At 70.8% G+C, this 17,061-nt stretch carries 15 protein-coding genes; 5 read left to right on the top strand and 10 right to left on the bottom strand.

Going from position 1 to position 17,061, the window contains the following annotated elements:
* Positions 1–32: 32 nt before the first annotated feature.
* Complete coding sequence (locus tag AB0I12_RS02930; protein WP_359923647.1) at positions 33–1,238, bottom strand: cysteine desulfurase-like protein; 1,206 nt, start codon at positions 1,236–1,238, stop codon at positions 33–35.
* Between the two features lie 100 nt (positions 1,239–1,338).
* Here AB0I12_RS02930 and AB0I12_RS02925 point away from each other — a divergent pair, with 100 nt between their 5' ends.
* Positions 1,339–2,295, top strand: a complete 957-nt coding sequence (locus AB0I12_RS02925; RefSeq protein ID WP_359923644.1) for a DMT family transporter — start codon at positions 1,339–1,341, stop codon at positions 2,293–2,295.
* A 119-nt stretch (positions 2,296–2,414) separates the two neighbouring features.
* Here the strand turns inward: AB0I12_RS02925 and AB0I12_RS02920 are convergent, their stop codons facing one another.
* Genes AB0I12_RS02920 through def form a run of 4 tightly spaced genes read right to left on the bottom strand, consistent with a single transcriptional unit; the run spans position 2,415 to position 6,336 of the window.
* On the bottom strand, positions 2,415–3,407 hold the full coding sequence (locus tag AB0I12_RS02920; RefSeq protein ID WP_359923641.1) for a DMT family transporter: 993 nt from the start codon (positions 3,405–3,407) through the stop codon (positions 2,415–2,417).
* A 48-nt stretch (positions 3,408–3,455) separates the two neighbouring features.
* A complete protein-coding gene (locus AB0I12_RS02915) occupies positions 3,456–4,862 on the bottom strand; it encodes a transcription antitermination factor NusB (protein WP_359923638.1) in 1,407 nt (468 codons plus the stop codon).
* The gene (fmt, locus tag AB0I12_RS02910; protein ID WP_359923635.1) at positions 4,859–5,791 is read right to left on the bottom strand and encodes a methionyl-tRNA formyltransferase; all 933 of its coding nucleotides are present in this window, start codon (positions 5,789–5,791) and stop codon (positions 4,859–4,861) included. The genes AB0I12_RS02915 and fmt overlap by 4 nt, the downstream gene beginning before the upstream one ends.
* Positions 5,788–6,336, bottom strand: coding sequence for a peptide deformylase (gene def / locus AB0I12_RS02905; RefSeq protein WP_359923633.1), 549 nt, complete (start codon positions 6,334–6,336; stop codon positions 5,788–5,790). Before def ends, fmt begins: the two co-directional genes overlap by 4 nt.
* Positions 6,337–6,496: 160 nt before the next feature.
* Between def and AB0I12_RS02900 the strand changes: the two genes are divergently transcribed.
* Positions 6,497–7,825, top strand: a complete 1,329-nt coding sequence (locus tag AB0I12_RS02900; protein ID WP_359923631.1) for a C39 family peptidase — start codon at positions 6,497–6,499, stop codon at positions 7,823–7,825.
* Complete coding sequence (locus AB0I12_RS02895) at positions 7,826–8,965, top strand: hypothetical protein (protein WP_359923629.1); 1,140 nt, start codon at positions 7,826–7,828, stop codon at positions 8,963–8,965.
* On the opposite strand, the gene AB0I12_RS02890 is transcribed toward AB0I12_RS02895, so the two are convergent.
* From AB0I12_RS02890 to AB0I12_RS02880, 3 genes are read right to left on the bottom strand one after another with little or no spacing between them, the layout of a single operon-like run.
* Positions 8,962–9,495, bottom strand: coding sequence for a DUF1707 domain-containing protein (locus AB0I12_RS02890; RefSeq protein WP_359925121.1), 534 nt, complete (start codon positions 9,493–9,495; stop codon positions 8,962–8,964). The genes AB0I12_RS02895 and AB0I12_RS02890 overlap by 4 nt on opposite strands.
* A gap of 13 nt (positions 9,496–9,508) precedes the next feature.
* Positions 9,509–10,129, bottom strand: coding sequence for an HAD family phosphatase (locus AB0I12_RS02885; protein ID WP_359923628.1), 621 nt, complete (start codon positions 10,127–10,129; stop codon positions 9,509–9,511).
* Positions 10,130–10,139: 10 nt separating this feature from the next.
* Positions 10,140–11,354 (bottom strand): MFS transporter, encoded by a 1,215-nt coding sequence (locus AB0I12_RS02880; RefSeq protein WP_359923625.1) that lies wholly within the window; start codon positions 11,352–11,354, stop codon positions 10,140–10,142.
* Between the two features lie 64 nt (positions 11,355–11,418).
* On the opposite strand from AB0I12_RS02880, the gene AB0I12_RS02875 reads away from it, so the two are divergent.
* Both AB0I12_RS02875 and AB0I12_RS02870 read left to right on the top strand, forming a co-directional pair.
* Positions 11,419–12,408, top strand: a complete 990-nt coding sequence (locus tag AB0I12_RS02875; RefSeq protein ID WP_359923623.1) for a winged helix-turn-helix domain-containing protein — start codon at positions 11,419–11,421, stop codon at positions 12,406–12,408.
* 190 nt (positions 12,409–12,598) lie between these two features.
* Complete coding sequence (locus tag AB0I12_RS02870; protein ID WP_359923621.1) at positions 12,599–13,672, top strand: aminoglycoside phosphotransferase; 1,074 nt, start codon at positions 12,599–12,601, stop codon at positions 13,670–13,672.
* A 4-nt stretch (positions 13,673–13,676) separates the two neighbouring features.
* Here the strand turns inward: AB0I12_RS02870 and AB0I12_RS02865 are convergent, their stop codons facing one another.
* Together AB0I12_RS02865 and metK are read right to left on the bottom strand one after the other, a co-directional pair.
* On the bottom strand, positions 13,677–15,713 hold the full coding sequence (locus tag AB0I12_RS02865; protein ID WP_359923619.1) for a primosomal protein N': 2,037 nt from the start codon (positions 15,711–15,713) through the stop codon (positions 13,677–13,679).
* Positions 15,714–15,787: 74 nt separating this feature from the next.
* On the bottom strand, positions 15,788–16,981 hold the full coding sequence (metK, locus tag AB0I12_RS02860; RefSeq protein ID WP_359923616.1) for a methionine adenosyltransferase: 1,194 nt from the start codon (positions 16,979–16,981) through the stop codon (positions 15,788–15,790).
* Between the last annotated feature and the right edge of the window lie 80 nt (positions 16,982–17,061).

Genomic DNA, 17,061 nt, shown 5'->3' with positions numbered 1-17,061 from the left:
ACTCCTCGGGGTGATTAATTTCCCCAGAGACTTTAGTTAGTCGCGCTCGGGCCGGTCAAGGCGGTCACGGCGGCGACGAGACGCTCCACGTCGGAGCGGTCCGTGTACGGCGCGAGACCGGCCCGGACCGCGCCCGCCGCGCCGAGCCGGAGGTGTTGCGCGGGCTCGTACGCGTAGAACGAGCCGGCCGGGGCATTGACGCCCGCCTTCGCGAGATGCTCGGACACCTCCCCCGGCGTGTGCCCGTCGAGCGTGAACAGCAGGGTCGGCGTGCGGTGCGCGGCGTGGCCGTAGAGGGTGACACCCGGGATCGCCTTCAGGGCCGCCTCCAGCTCGTCACGCAGCCCGTCCTCATGCACTTCGACGCTCCGCAGCGACGTAATCAGCCGCTCGCGCCGCGTCGTGCCGCTGCCTCCGAGCCCGGCGATGAAGTCGACCGCGGCCGTCGTGCCGGCGAGCAGTTCGTACGGGAGCGTGCCCAGCTCGAAGCGCTCCGGTACGGCGTCCGTCGACGGCAGGAGCTTGTCGGGCCGCAGCGTCTCGAGAAGCTGCGGCGCCGCGGTCAGCACGCCGAGATGCGGGCCGAAGAACTTGTACGGCGAGCACACGAAGAAGTCGGCGTACCGCGCGTCGACCGGCGCGTGCGCCGTCAGGTGGACGCCGTCGACGTAGATCAGTGCGCCGGCCTCGTGGACCTGGTCGGCGATGCGCTGCGTGTCCGGACGGGTGCCGAGCAGGTTCGACGCCGCGGTGACAGCGACCAGACGGGTGCGGTCCGTGAGCAGCGGCGCGATGTCGTCCAGCTCGGAGGTCTCCGGGTCGAACCCGAGCCACTTGACCGTGGCGCCGGCGGCCTCGGCGGCCTGCACCCAGGGACGCACGTTCGCGTCGTGGTCGAGCCGGGTGACGATCACCTCGTCACCCGCGGACCAGGTCTTCGCGAGCGCGCGGGAGAAGTCGTAGGTCAGCTGCGTCATGCTGCGGCCGAACACGATCCCCTCGGCGGTGGTGCCGAGCAGGTCGGCCATCGCCTGCCGGGCGCCGACCACGATCTCGTCGGCGCGGCGCTCGGCGGCGGTCAGCCGGCCGCGATTGGCCAGTGCCGAGGTCATGGTGTGCGCCACCGCGTCGGCCACGGCCTGCGGGGTCTGCGACCCGCCGGGGCCATCGAAGTGCGCGGCTCCCTCGTCGAGCGCAGGGAACTGCTTGCGGACGGCGACCACGTCGAAGGCATTCATGCGCGTCATCCTCTCTCGGTCCTGACAGCGCGCGCTACCGCCTGCCCGAATACGGATAAAAATGCGCGAACTGTCCGGGGAGTAGTGCAGGATGTCAGGAGTGAGAACGGTAACGACTCCTGACAGTACGGCGGCCCCGGTCCGGGCCTGGCTCCCGATCATGCTGGCGCTGGCGGCCATCTGGGGCTGCAGCTTCCTGTTCATCTCGGTCGGCGTCCGCGAGCTGCCGCCGCTCTACCTCGCGCTCGGCCGGGTGATCGCGGGATCGGTTGTCCTGCTCACGATCCTGATCGCCAAGCGCGAGCCGCTGCCGCGCGACCCGTGGCTGTGGGCGCACTCGTTCGTGGTCGGGGCGATCGGCTCGGCGATCCCGTGGACCCTGTTCGGGTACGGCGAGGAGCGGATCCCGTCGCTGCTCGCCGGGATCTGGAACGGCATCACCCCGCTGGTCGTGCTGCCGATCGCGGTGCTGATCTTTCGGACCGAGAAGTTCTCGGCGCAGCGCGGGATCGGGCTGCTGATCGGCTTCGCCGGGATGCTCGTCGTCCTCGGCGCCTGGCGGGTGCAGGGCGGCGCGAACCTGGCCGGTCAGGCGCTGTGCATGCTCGCCGCGGTGTCGTACGGGCTCGCGATCCCTTACCAGAAACGGTTCCTGGCCGGTACGACGCTGTCCGGCACCGCGCTGTCCACCAGCTTGTTGCTGTGCGCAACCGTCCAGCTGGCCGTCGTCGCCCCACTGGTCACCAGGCAGGCGCCGCCCGCGCCGTGGTCGCTGTCGCCGGAGACCGTGCTGAGCGTGCTCGCCCTGGGCGCGCTGGGCAGCGGACTGGCCTTCGTCCTGAACATGCGCAACATCCGCCTGATCGGCGCCAGCCGCTCGTCGATGGTCACGTACCTGATGCCGATCTTCTCGATCGTCGTCGGCATCCTCGTCCTGCATGAGCACCTGACCTGGTACCAGCCCGTCGGCGGTCTCGTCGTCCTGCTCGGCGTCGCCGTCTCCCAGGGCCTGCTGACCCTGCGCCGCAAACCAGTCGTTGCGGCCGCGGCAACCTGAGGTGTGCGGACCTGCGCCACTCAGTAACCCCGCCCGGCAGGTGGCCGTCGGCCGGCGCTGAGCGTCGGGCGCCGGGGCGGGCAGCAGTTGTTGAGTGGTGGAGGTCCGCCCCGCGCTCGTCAGATGCGGCGGAGGTTAGGGATCGCGGCGACCACCACCGCGACCAGGGCGAGCAGGGTGCCGGCGACGACCGGTGTGGTGACGGGCTTGTCGGCCACCGGCAGGAAGATGTCGATGAACAGGCTGGCGATCAGCTGACCGGCGATCGTGCCGAGGCCGAGCACGAAGACGCCGACCACCCGGACCACTGCCGCCGCGGCGCTGATGAAGATCACGCCGCACGCGCCGCCGAAGTACAGCCAGGGTTCGCTCGGCAGGTGCCGTGGCGCACCGCGGAGCGAGAGATCGACGAGGAACACGAGCAGCAGCGCGACGAATCCGACCAGGAAGTTCACCACTCCGGCCGCGACCGCGCCATACGCGTCGGAGGACGCGGTCCGCGCCACCCGTCCGTTGATTGCCTGCTGCACAGCCGTGCCGACGCCGCCCAGCGCAGGCAAGATCGCCAGCATCAGGCCGTCGGGGTGACTCAACTGCTCGGACACGGCGAGGCCGACCGCCACCAACGCGATCACCGCACCGACTATGCGGACGGCGGTCAGCGGCTGCGGGCCTGCCGGACCGAAACCGAGACGGTCGACGACGAGGCTGCTGATCGCCTGCCCGGCCACGCCCGCCACCAAGAACACCGCCACACCGATCACGGAGACGGTGATCGACTGCGTCGCCACGAGGAACGCCCCCGCGATTCCGCCCAGGCACTGCCACCAGCGCAGGCCGCCGTACCCGCGCATCGGACGCCGGATCGTGCGCCACACCGTGACCAGGCCGCGCCGCACCGGCGGTACGACGGCGGTGGCGACCAACAGGATCAGCAGACCGGTGCCGAACGAGATCAGCGCCGCGGGGATGCCGTCGCCGAGGATGCCCCCGAGCTCACCGTTCAAACGCGACTGGACCGCTACCAGCATCCCGATCCCGAACGCCGAGGCGAGGCCGACGACGTGGTGCCGCCGGGTCGAAGGGGCGGGACGGGTGGCGGTGGTGGTCACCGCACTATCATCACCGTTCGACCAATAGCGCCTGACAGCAGGTCCGCATCATGACCGGCGGATCAGCGCCAGATACATCGCGTCGGTGCCGTGCAGGTGCGGCCAGAGCTGGACATCCGGACCGGCGCCCAGGTGCGGTACGCCGGGGAACAGCGGCCGCGCGTCGTCGAGGGTCGCGTCGCCGCGACGGCCCAGGACGGCGTCGACCACCGCGCGGGTTTCGTCGGGATGCGGCGAGCAGGTCACGTACGCCACCACCCCGCCGGGCCGGACGGACGTGATCGCCGAGTCGAGCAACGCCTCCTGCAGCGGGCGGAGCTCCTCGACATCCTCCGGCGTACGGCGCCAGCGCGCTTCCGGGCGGCGGCGCAGCGCACCGAGACCACTGCACGGCACGTCCGCCAGCACGCGGTCGAACGACCCAGCCGGCCAGGTCGGCTTCGTGCCGTCGCCGACGAGCACCTTGTGGTTGCCGTGGATCGCGCGCAGGTTCTGGCGGACGAGTTCCGCGCGGTGTTTGAGCGGCTCGACCGCGGTCAGCTCACCGTCCTGGACGAGCGCCGCCAGCAGCGCTGACTTGCCGCCCGGGCCCGCGCACAGGTCCAGCCAGTGCGCGTCGTCCCCGTCGACCTTTGCCGAGGCCAGCGCGACCGCGACCAGCTGCGACCCCTCGTCCTGCACACCAGCCCGCCCGGTCGCGACGGCCTCGATCCGCCCCGGATCCCCACCTCCGTCGAGCACAGCCCCATACGGCGACCACCGCGCCGGCGTCGCGCCTGCCGCGACCAACTCATCCACATCTGCAAGCCCAGGACGAGCCACCAGCGTCACCCGAGGGGGCTCGTTGTCGGCAACCAGCAACCGCTCCAGCTCGTTCGCGGCCTCACCCGCCGGTGCGGCGCCCGGACCAGCGGCGAGTGCACGGTCGAACGACTCGATCACCCACCGCGGATGTGCTTCGGCGATCGCCAGGTAGCCGAGGAGATCATCGTCCGGGTGTGGCGCGGTCGTCGAGATCCACTGGTCCAGCGTGCGCTGACTGATCTTGCGGAGTACGGCGTTCACCAGGCCGGTGCGCTTCTGACCGAGCTCGGACCGAGTCAACGTGACCATCTCGTCCACCGCGGCGTACGAGTCCACCCGCATGTTGAGCAGCTGATGCGCGCCGAGGCGAAGCACGTCCAGCAGCTCGGGGTCGAGGTCGGCGAGCGGCCGCGAAACGCACCGCTTCAGAAAGGCGTCGTACGTGCCCTGCCAGCGCAGCGTGCCGTGCACGAGCTCGGTGCAGAACGCCGCGTCCCGCCCGCCGAGTCGTGCTTCCCGCAGCGCCTTGTTTAGCGCGAGGTTCGCGTACCCGCCCTCACCGGTGACCTGCCGGATGACCTGGTACGCGACCCGCCGTACCGGATCCGGCCGCCGCTGCGGCGCCCTGTTCCGCGCGTTCCGATCGCTCACGCCGCAGGTCCCAGCCGGTCCTCGTCGGTGAGGCGCACGCCGCGGGCCCAGTCGGGCGCGGCCATCGGCTTCTTGCCCTGCGGCTGAACCGTCACCAGCTCCACCGCCTTGCTCCCCGTGCCGACGCGCACACTCGACTTCGTCGCCCGCAGCTCACCGGGCTTCAGGTCGTCGTCGGTCGGCCGTACGGTGAGCACCTTCAGCCGCTCGCCGCGGAACATCGTCCACGCACCCGGCGCCGGGTTGCAGCCGCGCACGAGCCGATCGACCCGCTGCGCCGGCGCGGTCAGATCCAGCTCCGCGTCCTCGACGGTGATCTTCGGCGCCAGCGTCACGCCGTCAGCGGGCTGCTCGCGGGCCTCCAGCACGCCGGCCTCGATGCCGTCGAGCGTGTCGACGAGAAGCTTCGACCCCGACACCGCCAACCGGTGCAGCAGGTCGCCCGAGGTGTCCTCGGGGCCGATCGGTTCGGTGAGTGCGCCGTACACCGGTCCGGCGTCCAGCGCCTTCACGATCCGGAACGTGCTCGCACCGGCCACGTCGTCGCCCGCGATGATCGAGTGCTGCACGGGTGCGGCGCCGCGCCACGCGGGCAGTACCGAGAAGTGCAGGTTGATCCAGCCGTGCCGCGGAATGTCGAGCGCCGCCTGCGGCAGCAGACCGCCGTACGCGACGACCGGGCAGCAGTCCGGGGCGATCTCGCGCAGCCGGGCCAGGAACTCGGGGTCACTCGGCTTCACCGGCTTCAGGATCTCGACGCCGCCCAGCTCCTCGGCGTACTGCGCGACCGGCGACGCGACCAGCTTCCGGCCGCGGCCGGCCGGCGCGTCCGGGCGGGTGACGACACCGACCAGTTCGTGCCGGCTGGCGACGATCGCCTCGAGCGCGGTGACAGCGGGTTCCGGCGTACCGGCGAAGACGACTCTCACAGGCCGAATCCGTTCGTGGGGTGCGGGGAGACCTTGATCTGCGGTGGGCCGCCCAGGCCCGACCACTCGGCCTCGCGGATGGCCTTCATCGCCTGCTTGCGGGTCTCGCGGTCGAGGCGGTCCACGAACAGGACGCCGTCCAGGTGGTCGGTCTCGTGCTGGATGCAGCGCGCCAGCAGGTCGGAGCCCTCGATCACCACCGGGTCGCCGTACATGTTGAAGCCCTTCGCGATCACCGACTGGGCCCGGCGGCAGTCGAAGGTCAGGCCGGGGATCGACAGACAGCCTTCGGGGCCGAACTGCTCCTCCAGCGACAGCGTCAGCTCCGGGTTGATCAGGTGCCCGAGCTCGCCTTCGACGTGGTAGGTGAACAGCCGCAGGCCGACGCCGATCTGCGGCGCGGCCAGCCCCGATCCGGGCGCGTCCTGCATGGTGTCGGTGAGGTCGGCGACCAGGCGGCGCAGCTCGGCGTCGAAGTCGACGACCGGCTCGGCCTTGGTGATCAGAACGGGGTCGCCGAACAGACGGATGGGTTGGACCGACACAGACTCTCCACAGGGCTCCACGAACCGGGACCGGGCAAGTCTAGTTGGCCCGCCGGAGCCGTTTCCGGTGGGAGGCCCCTCCCGTTTGTTGCCACAAGCACGTACTGTGGTCCCAGGCGTACCCTCAGTCACTGCCGTCACACGCCGCTCGGGAGACCCAATGCGCACAGCAGCACGGGGAGCAACACTGGTCCTCCTGGGTGCACTGCTCGTCCAGGCACCCCTCACCGCCCAGGCCTACCAGCCGCGCGAACCGGAGTTCCGCACCGGACCGACCGGTCCGACGACGCCGACCCCGGAACCTACCGCGGAACCGAAGTCGAGCTCCGGTGAGCCTGCGGCGCGGTCGTGGAGTGAGGTGGTGAAGCAGGTCAGCGAGACGTCGCCGGGCGATGTGCAGCTCCGCTCGGCCGACACCTCCGCGCAGGCCGCGTCGATGCTCCGATGCTTCAAGCTCGACGCCGAGAACTACTGCCTCGGGCTCGGGTTCGTGCAGGAGGTGCCGACCGGGTCGCAGCGGCACGCACTGATGGCCGAGCCGAGCCTTCGCGCCGCGGACGAGGTAGGTGCCGAGCAGGACATTTCGACCGGTGATCTGACGCCGGCCGCGTTCGTGGCCGAGCGGGCCGCGCTGCCGAAGACCCAGCGGGTGACCGCCGAACTCGACGAGATGGAAGCCGCGTGGAACGGCCGCGCGAAGGCCCGCGAACTCCGCGAACTCGCCGAAGCCGAGACGCCGCCGCCCAACCCAGAGACACAGCAGACACCGCGGAGCGCACAGCCGACCGCGCCCACGACACCTCCGGACGAAGCAACCACGGCACCGACCAGCACGCCGACTGTCACGCCGACCGGCACTCCCACTGTCGCGCCGACGCGGACCGCTCCCACCGGCGGGACGCCGACCGCGGTGCCGACGACTCCGGTGGCGCCGGTCGCCGCACCTGCCTCGGCGTACCTGATGAAGGGGTTTCAGACCTCGCAGGAGAAGGGGTACTGGTGCGGTCCGGCGACGTTCCAGTCGATCGACTGGGCCGACGACAACCAGAAGGACACCCAGGCGTCGTGGGCGAAGGACCTCGGCTCGACCACGTCCGGTACGGCGATCTCGGCGATGGTGAAGCAGACCAACCTGAAGACCGCGTGGCCCAAGTCGGCCGGCACGTACATCGTGCAGAACGTCTCGCACTGGACCGCGCAGACCTTCTTCACCGTGCACCAGAAACACCTCGGCGTGTACAAGGCCCCGGTGATCGAGCACGTGCAGCTCCTCAAGCGGTACTTCCCGTACCTGGCCTTCAACCACAGCGGCCACTACCAGGTCGGCCGCGGCTACGACCAGGCGAAGGGCACGATCGCGATCTTCGAGGTGTTCAACGAGCGCCGCTTCAACAGCCGCGGCAACGTCACCGACGGCCCGAAGAACATCCCCGCCAGCGCCCTGTTCAACGCCACCCTGGCCAACTCCTTCCAGAACATCGGGCTGTAAATGCGTCGTCGTACCGTTGCCGCAGGCACCCTCCTGGTGCTGCTCGTCGCGGGCTGCTCCTCCGAACCGCCGCAGAGCAGCCCGTCCCCCAGCCGCACACCGACCACGTCAGCAGCACCGACGACACAGCCCCAGCCGACCCGCCCGACGGACACCGGTACCGCGCTGCCGGCCTGGGCGAATGTTCTGCGGCAGCCGGTCGACGGGCAGCATCTCGTGACGCGGCAGCGCAAATACGTCGTCACGCGTGGCAGTGACGAGGCCGGTACGACGACCATCGCGGACCGGGCCAGCAAGAAGGTCGTCGTCCGGCACGTCCCGGCGAGCGGGTTCGTCGCGCAGTCGCCGGTCGTCATCGACGATCGGTGGGCGCTGGTCGAGGACATCCGCTCCGACGGGCCTGACCCGCAGATCAAGGTCGTCCGCTACGACCTCACGACCGGCAAGGCCACCGTTCCGGCCGCGCTGCCGCCTGTGTCCGAGCCGGAGATCGGCGCGTACGACGGCACCTTCGCGTACAGCTCCACCGACGCGAAGAACCGCTCCTGCCTGGTCGTCGCCGACCTGACGACGCTGAAGTCGCGCACCGTCACCTGCGTCGCGGCGCCTGGCTACGTGGCCGATCCGGTGGTGTCGGCCGACACCGTGACGTTCAGCGCGATCGTCGCGCCGGAGACTGCCCGCCGGTGCAAGCGCCTCCTCGCCGCTCCGCTGTCCGCGGGTGCCGCACAGCCGGTGCCCGCAGCAACCAACTGCATCCAGTGGAGCGGCGCGACCCTGCGTGGCGCGACCGTGTGGTCCGAGGTCGGCGCCTCGGACCCGGACCAGTACCAGAGCAAGGCGTACGTCCGGGAGTCCGGCGACTCCCCCGCCCGCCCGCTCGGCACCGTCGTCACCGACACGATTCTTGCCTGCGGCAACTGGATCCTGTGGGAGACGAGGACCGTGAGCCCGGCCGGCGAGGAGACCTACCAGATCAACCGCTGGCGTCCCGGTCTCGCCGCCCCGCAGCGGCTGTACGCCGCGAAGCCCGGCGTCGCGCTCACGCCGATGACGTGCCAGGACAACACCGTGTACGTCGAGGCCGCGTACTTGGCGAGCTCCCCGACGTACACCGAGACCATCTCGGCAGCGCTCTAGCGGCGCGCGTGCCGGATCTTCAGCCGGCCGAAGCCCATCACGCCGGTGATCCGGATCCGCGGGCCGTCGCCGGTGGAGTTGCGCGCCGGCTTGTACCGGGTGTCCTTCCACTCGGTGCGGACCGCGTCGAAGTCGACCACCGCGTCCCGCGGCAGCGTGATCTTGACGCCGCCGTGCAGCACGTTCAGCTCGATGTCGACGTCCCCGTGCTCGAACTGCGCCTGCGACAGGTCCAGCCGCACCCGCCCGTGCAGGGACTCGACCTTGAGGTGCCGCGGCACCCGCCACACACCGCGCCGGACGATCCGGCCGGCGGACGCGCCGATGGTCGCCGAGCGGCCCGGCTGCTCGGCCGGCAGCGCGGCGACGGCGACCTCGAGATCCTTGCGGGTCCTGGCGGACAGCACCTGGTGGAGCTGCTGCTCCATCTCGTCGTGGGTGAGATACCCGCCGGTGTACGCCGCCTGGACGCGTTCCACCGCCGCGTTGCGATCCACGTCCCCGATCGCGGGCGAGCGGTCTTCCGGCATCGACGTCACCGGCTCACTCTAGTGGCAGACCCCGCTCACGCAGCTGGATTCGCAGATCCGCGGCGCCGGTGAAGACCTCGGCGTCGAGCCCGACCGCCCGCGCGCCGTCGACGTTGTACGCCATGTCGTCGGTGTAGAACGTGCGCGCCGGGTCCAGCCCGAAACGCTCGATCAGGATCCGGTAGATCTTCTCGTCCGGCTTCACGGTCTGCTCGACACCGGACACGACCTCGCCGTCGAAGTGGGTGAGGATCGGGAACGCCTCCTTCGCGACCTCCCACTTCTCACCGGAGAAGTTCGTCAACGCGTACGTCGGAACGCCGGCGGCCTGCAGCTGCGCGAGAACGTCGGCGGTGTCCTCGAACACGCCCTTCACCATCTTCAGCCACCCCGTGTCGTAGGCCTCGATCCACTCGGCGTGTTCCGGGTGCAGGCTGGTCAGCTCCGCGACCGCCTCCGCCCACGGACGACCCTCGTCCTGCTGGTGGTTCCAGGCAGGCGTGGCCACCTTGGTCAGGAAGTGCGTGCGCTGCCCCTCGTCCGGGATGAGGTCGGCGTACAGGTACGTCGGACTCCAATCCAGCAGCACCCCACCGATGTCGAACACCACCACGTCGATCGTCCGCTCGCTCATAACTGCAACCCTACGAGGCCACCTCGGCGTTCGACGCGGCGCGGGCGTGCAGAGCGGGAGCCAGTGCGTACTGGCCGAGGAAGATCGTGACGCCGAGGACCGCGCAGCCGAGCCAGGTGACGGTCGGGCCGAGGTGCTCGAGCGCGTTCGTCCCGGCGAGCGGGCCGATCACCGTCCCGACGCCGAACGCCATACCGGACAGACCCATGTACCGGCCGCGCAGGTCGATCGGGGCGAGGTCGGCGAACACCGCGCCGATGACCGCGGCGAACCCGATCTCCCCCAGCGTCCACACCACGACCGACAGCGCGTAACCCCACCAGCTGTGCACGACCGCACCCACGCCGAACCCGAGTCCGACGACGAGCATCGAGGCGGCCAGCAGCTTCGGGCGGTCGAGCTTGACCATCCACCGGCCGAGGAAGGGCTGGACGAGCACGATCACGACGCCGTTCAGCCCGATCACCAGGCCGTAGACCCGCGACGACAGACCGTCACCCGCCATCGCGAGCGGAAGAGTCGAGTAGCCCTGCATGTAGATCGTCGCGTAGCCGATCTGAATCAGGATCATCAGCAGGAACACCGTGTCGCGCGCGACCACCGGCAGCAGCGCCCGGCTCGCCGCCCCGGCCACGGGCGCCGGGCGGCTCTCCGGCACCATCGTCCAGATCACCAGCCCGGCGATCACCGACGTGGCGGCGTTCACCCAGAACAGCAGGCCGTACCCGAAGGAGGCCAGGACGCCCGCGGCGACCGTCGAGACCGAGAAGCCGAGGTTGATGGCCCAGAACAGCAGACCGTAGGCGCGGACCCGCTCGGTCGGCTGCAGCAGGTCCGCGACGGTCGCCTGGACCGCCGGGCGGAACAGGTCACCGAGCAGGCCGACCAGGAACGCGGTCGCCCAGACCAGCGCCATCGACCGGGCCGAGCCGAGCAGGACCAGCGCGGCGCCGGTCCCGAAGAAGCAGATCAGCATCGTCAGCCGGCGACCGATGCGGTCGGTGAGGAAACCGCCGACGAGCTGCGCGGCGACCGATCCCAGGCCGACGGCAGCGGCGACGGCGCCCGCCGTGCCCGCGGAGAGGTGCCGGTCCTGGGTCAGGTAGAGGACGAGGAAGGGTTGCACGAAGCTGCCGAGCCGGTTCACCAGCTGGCACACCCACAACGCCCAGAAGGCCCGCGGCAGCGCGGTGGACGTGGGGTTGCCGACGGCTGTTGCACTCATGGGGCAACTGTCCGCGAACGGCCCGGACCTTGTCGACGATTAGGCTCACGGCTAATCTTGGCCGGTGATCACGATCAGGCTGAACGCCGGCGACATCGGGCGGATCCGGTTCGCACTGTCACCGGTCTGGGAGGCCGTCACGAGCGTGCGAGCGCTGAGCAACAACACGGCGCGGAGCGTGCACGGCCCGTGGCTGCAGAAGGTCCGGCCGGCGATCGAGGGCGACGACCTGACGTTGCTCAGGGCCCTCATCCCGTCGGCCGGCTACATCCCGGACTTCCTCACGCCGGCCCCGCCGCGACGGTCGACGAGCCTGGAGTCCGGTCTCGCCGCGATCGCCGCGACACCGCACGCGCTGGCGACGGCCGAGCTGACCAGGCTGTACCGGGCCACTCCGCATCCGATGCTGCCGGACCTGATCGCCCGGCCGGCGGCGGCGCTCGACCTGATCACCTCGGCGCTGGAGACGTACTGGCGGCGCGCGATCGAGCCCGACTGGCGGCGGATGCGGTCGCTGCTGCAGGAGGACCTCGCGTTCCGGCTGGACGAGCTGGCCGCCGGCGGCATCGAGCGGCTGTTCCGCAACCTGCACCCGTCGATCAAGTTCAGCGGCGATCGGATCGACATCGACCGGCCGTACTGCTGCGACGGCGAGCCGATGGCCGGACAGGGCGTCCTGCTGGTGCCGTGCGTGTTCACCTGGCCGGCCGGGCTGGCGGTCACCGGCGCGCCGCACGTCCCGACCATCACGTACCCGCCGCGCGGCCTCGGCCGGCTGTGGGAGGACCGCCAGGAGACCACCGACTCGCCGCTCGCCGACCTGGTCGGCCGCACCCGGGCCGCGATCGTCAGCCACCTCGACCTGCCGATGTCGACGACCCATCTGGCCAACCAGCTGGGCGTCTCCGCCCCCACGCTCAGCGTTCACCTGAGCATCCTTCGCAACGCCGGCGTCGTGACGTCCCGCCGCGACGGCCGGGCCGTGCTCTACCACCGCACCGCGCTCGGCCATCAACTCCTCGCCGCCTCCACGACCCTCGCCACGACCGCCTGATCCTTGACAAGCGCCGCGGCGATCCGCGAGATTGGCTGACGGCGCCGACCGGTCGCCGAGCTGTGGGACATCCGCCCCAGTCGGGGTTCCATTCGCGAAGGGGAGTCAGCCCTCTCGGTCGTCGATGCCAGCAGGCCATCTCTCAACACCACGTCACTGGGGGACGAAGGTGTCGACGGAGAGGCTTGTCATGACGAAGGACGGCAATTTCAAGAAGGTCGTACGGCGGCACGCCCAGGAGACCGGGCAGCGCTACACCGAGGCACTGACCGATCTCGAGGGTCTCGACGACCGCATCTACCACGAGCCGGACGCGGACCGGCTGCTCGCCCACCTGCGGAAGCGGTACGGGATCGACGCCGTCTCGGCGACCAAGCTCAGCGTGCACAAGACATACGTCTTCCGCATCGACCGCAACAACGGCGCCCCGTGGATCGCGCGGGCGTTCCCGCCGGCGCGGCCGCGGGCCCACGTCGAGGGCGATGCCGCGGTCCTGCGCTTTCTCGAGCAGCACGACTATCCCGCGGAACGTCTCGCCGTCGACGATGCGGTGTCCGACTTCGACGGCAGCTCGGTGCTCGTCACCGAGTTCATCGACCACACCCCGCTTCCGCCCGGCGAGGGATTCGCGATCATGGGCGACCTGCTCGGACGGCTGCACGCGCTGCCGTTCGACGAATCGGTCAGCCGGCCCGGTGGGGCGAGCGGTGAGGACCCGCGCCGGACGGGCACGCCGCGGCAGGATCTCCTGGCGGGCTTGGCCTTTCTCGACGCGGTGGACACGAAGGTCGGGGCGGCCGATCGGGAGCGCTTCGAGCAGCTCCTCGAGCAGGTGCGCACGGCGGACGACGGCGACGGCCTGCCCGAGGGTCTGCTGCACGGCAACCTCCTGCATGCTCCCGACCACGCCGTGATCGGCCCGGACGGGCCGGTGGCCATCAACTGGAAGGCATCCGGCCGCGGGGCGCGGATCGCCGACCTCGCGTTCCTGCTGTGGGGCACCGGAGACTGGGCTCCCACCCGACGCACCAACGAAGGGCACGTCGAAGCGGTCGTCAGCGCCTACCGCAAGCATGTCGAGCTGACCGACGAGGAACTCGACCGGCTCGAGGGCGTGATGTACATCAGGCCGCTCTACCTGGTGTGCTTCGGCTACCACCGCGACCTCACCAACGGCGTGCCGTTCGACGAGTGGTGGTTCATCGAGCCACCGGAGTACATCGCCTCCACCGCGGCCGCGACCAGAGCCGCGTTCCGCAGGTAGCGCGTCAGCCGAAGCCGGGCGGGTCGACCTGGACCCTGACCGCGCCCGGGCTCTTCTTCGTGGCTCGGGTCGACTGGGCTTCCTTCAACGCGCGGACGAGAGCCGTGCCGTGGGCTCGCGGGGTGCGGACCACGGCACGGACCGTCTCGTCGTCGACGTCCACGGGGCCGAGGACCTCGAGGCCGGAGGACGGCGGGATCAGGTCGCGGAGGCGGGTGACGAGGTCGTTCACCGACTCCGACGGGCCGGTGAGCTCGGCGAGCTTGGCGGCGGGGGCGAGGCGCGCCGTACGGCGTTCCTCGATCTCGCGGGCGGCGTACCCCTCGGGGCTCCAGCGGACGATCGCCTGCAGCGGCAAGGCCGACGGGTCGCCGACCAGGATGACGGGGCTGCCCGCGCGCACCAGGGCGGCCGCGTTGAACCAGCGACGGACAGCCTCTTCAGGGGCGCGCAGGTCGGGGCGGGCGAGCATCAGCCAGGTGTCGAGGAGCAGCGCCGCGCTGTATCCGCCCTCGGCGACCGGTTCGGCTCCCGGCGTGGTGACGACCAGCGCCGGCGCGTCCGGTACGACGTCGAGCATGTTGTCCCCGCCCGACGTCCGCACGACGACACCGGGGAACGCGCGGCCCAGTTCCTCCGCCGTACGACGGGCGCCGATCACCGCCGCACGCATCCGGGTGTCGCCGCACTCCGGGCACCGGTGATCGACGGCCGGCCGGCCGCACACACTGCAGCTGGCCGGTCCGGATCCGCCGGTACGACGCAACGTGCCGCCGCACGTGGAGCACCGCGACGGCGCCCGGCACGTCTGGCACACCAGACTCGGCAGATATCCCGCGCGCGGCACCTGCACCAGCACCGGCCCGGTCCGCAGCCCTTCACGGGCGATCTCGAACGCGCGGTGCGGCAACCGGGCAGCACGCGCCGCGGGGTCGCGCGCCAGGTCGATGTCCGACTCCCCCGCGATGTGCACCGACGGCGCGGCGGCCCGGATCGTCTTCCGGTCCGCGATCAGCTCGTGCGCGAACCCGGACTCGATCAGCGCCGCCGCCTCGGCGGAGCGCGCGAACCCGCCGAGCAACGCCGCACACTGCTGCCGGAACGCCCGCAGCAGCAGCACCTCCCGGGCATGCGGGTACGGCGCGCGCGGCTCGGCGTACGACTCGTCGCCGTCGTCCCACATCGCCACCAGCCCGAGATCCGCGACCGGCGCGAACGCCGCCGCCCGGGTCCCGATCACCACCCGCGCACAGCCGTGCAGCGCGGACAGGAACGCGCGATAGCGAGCCGTCGGCCCGAGATCCGCGGACAGCGTGACGAAGCCGGACTCCCCCAGCACCTCAGCGCACGCGGCAGCGAGCCGCTCGAGATCCCGCGCATCCGGCGCGAGCAGCAACGCACCCCGCCCCGACGCCGCACACACCGCGGCGGCCTGCGCGAACGCCAGCGCCCAGTCGGCCCCCGGTACAGCGGTCCACACGGCCCGCGGCGACTCCGAACGCTCGATCGCATCGAGGAACCCCGGCGGGTACGGCGACCACTCGGAGCGGGACGTCGACACCGGCGGACGCGCCGGCTGATCGCAGCGCAGCGGCTCCCCCTCGACCTTCGCGTGCCGCGGCGGGACCGCCAGCCGGGTGACGTCCGCGAGCACCCCGGCGTACCGGTCCGCGACCGCCCGGCACAGGTCCGCGATCTCCGGTGTCAGCACCCGCTCGGGTGAGACGACCTTCCGCAGCCGGACCAGCTTGCCGTCGTGGTCCGACTCGTCGAGCCGCTCCAGGACGAACCCGTCGAGGTCCTTGCCCGCGAACCGCACCTTGACCCGGGCGCCGGGCTGCGCCGCCTCGGCCATGTCCTCGGGCACCAAATAGTCGAACGGCCGGTCCAGGTGCGGGAGCGAGACGTCGACCGCGATCCGGGCCACCGGCAACGACGTGGTGATCTCGGCCGGTTCCTTGGTGCGTGACTTGCGGACGGTGTCGCGCAGCAGCGTCAGCTGCTCCGGCGAATCCCCGTCCGAGGCCACGTTCGATGTCACTGAGGAATGCTAGAGCAGCGGGCCGACAGTGCGGTTGTGCACTGCCGACCCGCTGTGGATAACGATGGGGCCAACTACTTGCCGACCGCGGCCTTGAGAGCCTCGACGCGGTCCGTGCGCTCCCAGGTGAAGCCCTCGCCGGTGCGGCCGAAGTGGCCGTTCCGCGCGGTCTGGGCGTACACCGGCCGGAGCAGCTCGAGGTCGCGGATGATCGCGGCCGGCCGCAGGTCGAAGACCTCGCGGACCGCGTCGGCGATCTTCTCGACCGGGACCTTCTCGGTGCCGAACGTGTCGACGTAGAAGCCGACCGGCGCGGCCTTGCCGATCGCGTACGCGACCTGGCACTCGACCCGGTCCGCGAGACCGGCCGCGACGATGTTCTTCGCCACCCAGCGCATCGCGTACGCCGCCGAGCGGTCCACCTTGGACGGGTCCTTGCCGGAGAACGCGCCGCCGCCGTGCCGCGCCATCCCGCCGTAGGTGTCGATGATGATCTTCCGCCCGGTCAGCCCGGCGTCGCCCATCGGGCCGCCGATCTCGAACCGGCCGGTCGGGTTCACCAGCAGCTTGTAGTCGCTCGCGTCGATGTCGAACTGCTCGAGCACCGGGTCGACGACGTGCTTCTTGATGTCCGGCGTCAGCATCGACTCCAGGTTGATGTCCGCCGCGTGCTGGCTGGACACCACCACGGTGTCGATCCGGACCGCCTTGTCACCGTCGTACTCGACCGTGACCTGGGTCTTGCCGTCCGGCCGCAGGTACGCCAGGGTGCCGTTCTTGCGGACCTCGGCGAGCCGCTCGGACAGGCGGTGCGCGATGGTGATCGGCAGCGGCATCAGCTCCGGCGTCTCGTTCGACGCGTAGCCGAACATCAGGCCCTGGTCGCCCGCGCCTTGCAGGTCCAGGGCGTCCTGGGACGCGTCCGAGCGCGTCTCGTACGCCGTGTCGACACCCTGCGCGATGTCCGGGGACTGACTCCCGATGGCGACCTGCACCCCACAGGACGCGCCGTCGAAACCCTTCAGGGACGAGTCGTAGCCGATCTCCAGGATGCGCGAACGCACGATCCCGGGAATGTCGACGTACGCCGTCGTGGTGACCTCTCCCGCGACAACGACCAGACCCGTGGTGATCAGGGTCTCGACCGCGACCCGGCTCTTCGGGTCCTCGGCCAGCAGCGCGTCGAGAATGGAGTCGCTGATCTGGTCAGCGATCTTGTCCGGGTGACCTTCGGTCACGGACTCGGACGTGAAAAGGCGCCTCGCCACAGTTCTCCCTCGGATTCCTCTTGTGCCGCCCGGTTGCGCGTTGGCACGACCGCGCGATCCCCCCATGCACCGGCGGTTGG

Origin of the sequence: Kribbella sp. NPDC050459 (assembly GCF_040655315.1) — a bacterium.
Taxonomy (GTDB): domain Bacteria; phylum Actinomycetota; class Actinomycetes; order Propionibacteriales; family Kribbellaceae; genus Kribbella.
Note: the sequence above shows the minus strand (reverse complement) of the source record. Positions and strands in the feature narration are given on the sequence as shown.

Bases quoted from the DNA above. Each gene is read 5' to 3' on its own strand.
- AB0I12_RS02930 (WP_359923647.1), bottom strand. From the start codon at position 1,238: ATGAATGCCTTCGACGTGGTCGCCGTCCGCAAGCAGTTCCCTGCGCTC.
- AB0I12_RS02900 (WP_359923631.1), top strand. From the start codon at position 6,497: ATGCGCACAGCAGCACGGGGAGCAACACTGGTCCTCCTGGGTGCACTG.
- AB0I12_RS02895 (WP_359923629.1), top strand. From the start codon at position 7,826: ATGCGTCGTCGTACCGTTGCCGCAGGCACCCTCCTGGTGCTGCTCGTC.
- AB0I12_RS02890 (WP_359925121.1), bottom strand. From the start codon at position 9,495: ATGCCGGAAGACCGCTCGCCCGCGATCGGGGACGTGGATCGCAACGCG.
- AB0I12_RS02885 (WP_359923628.1), bottom strand. From the start codon at position 10,129: ATGAGCGAGCGGACGATCGACGTGGTGGTGTTCGACATCGGTGGGGTG.
- AB0I12_RS02880 (WP_359923625.1), bottom strand. From the start codon at position 11,354: ATGAGTGCAACAGCCGTCGGCAACCCCACGTCCACCGCGCTGCCGCGG.
- AB0I12_RS02870 (WP_359923621.1), top strand. From the start codon at position 12,599: ATGACGAAGGACGGCAATTTCAAGAAGGTCGTACGGCGGCACGCCCAG.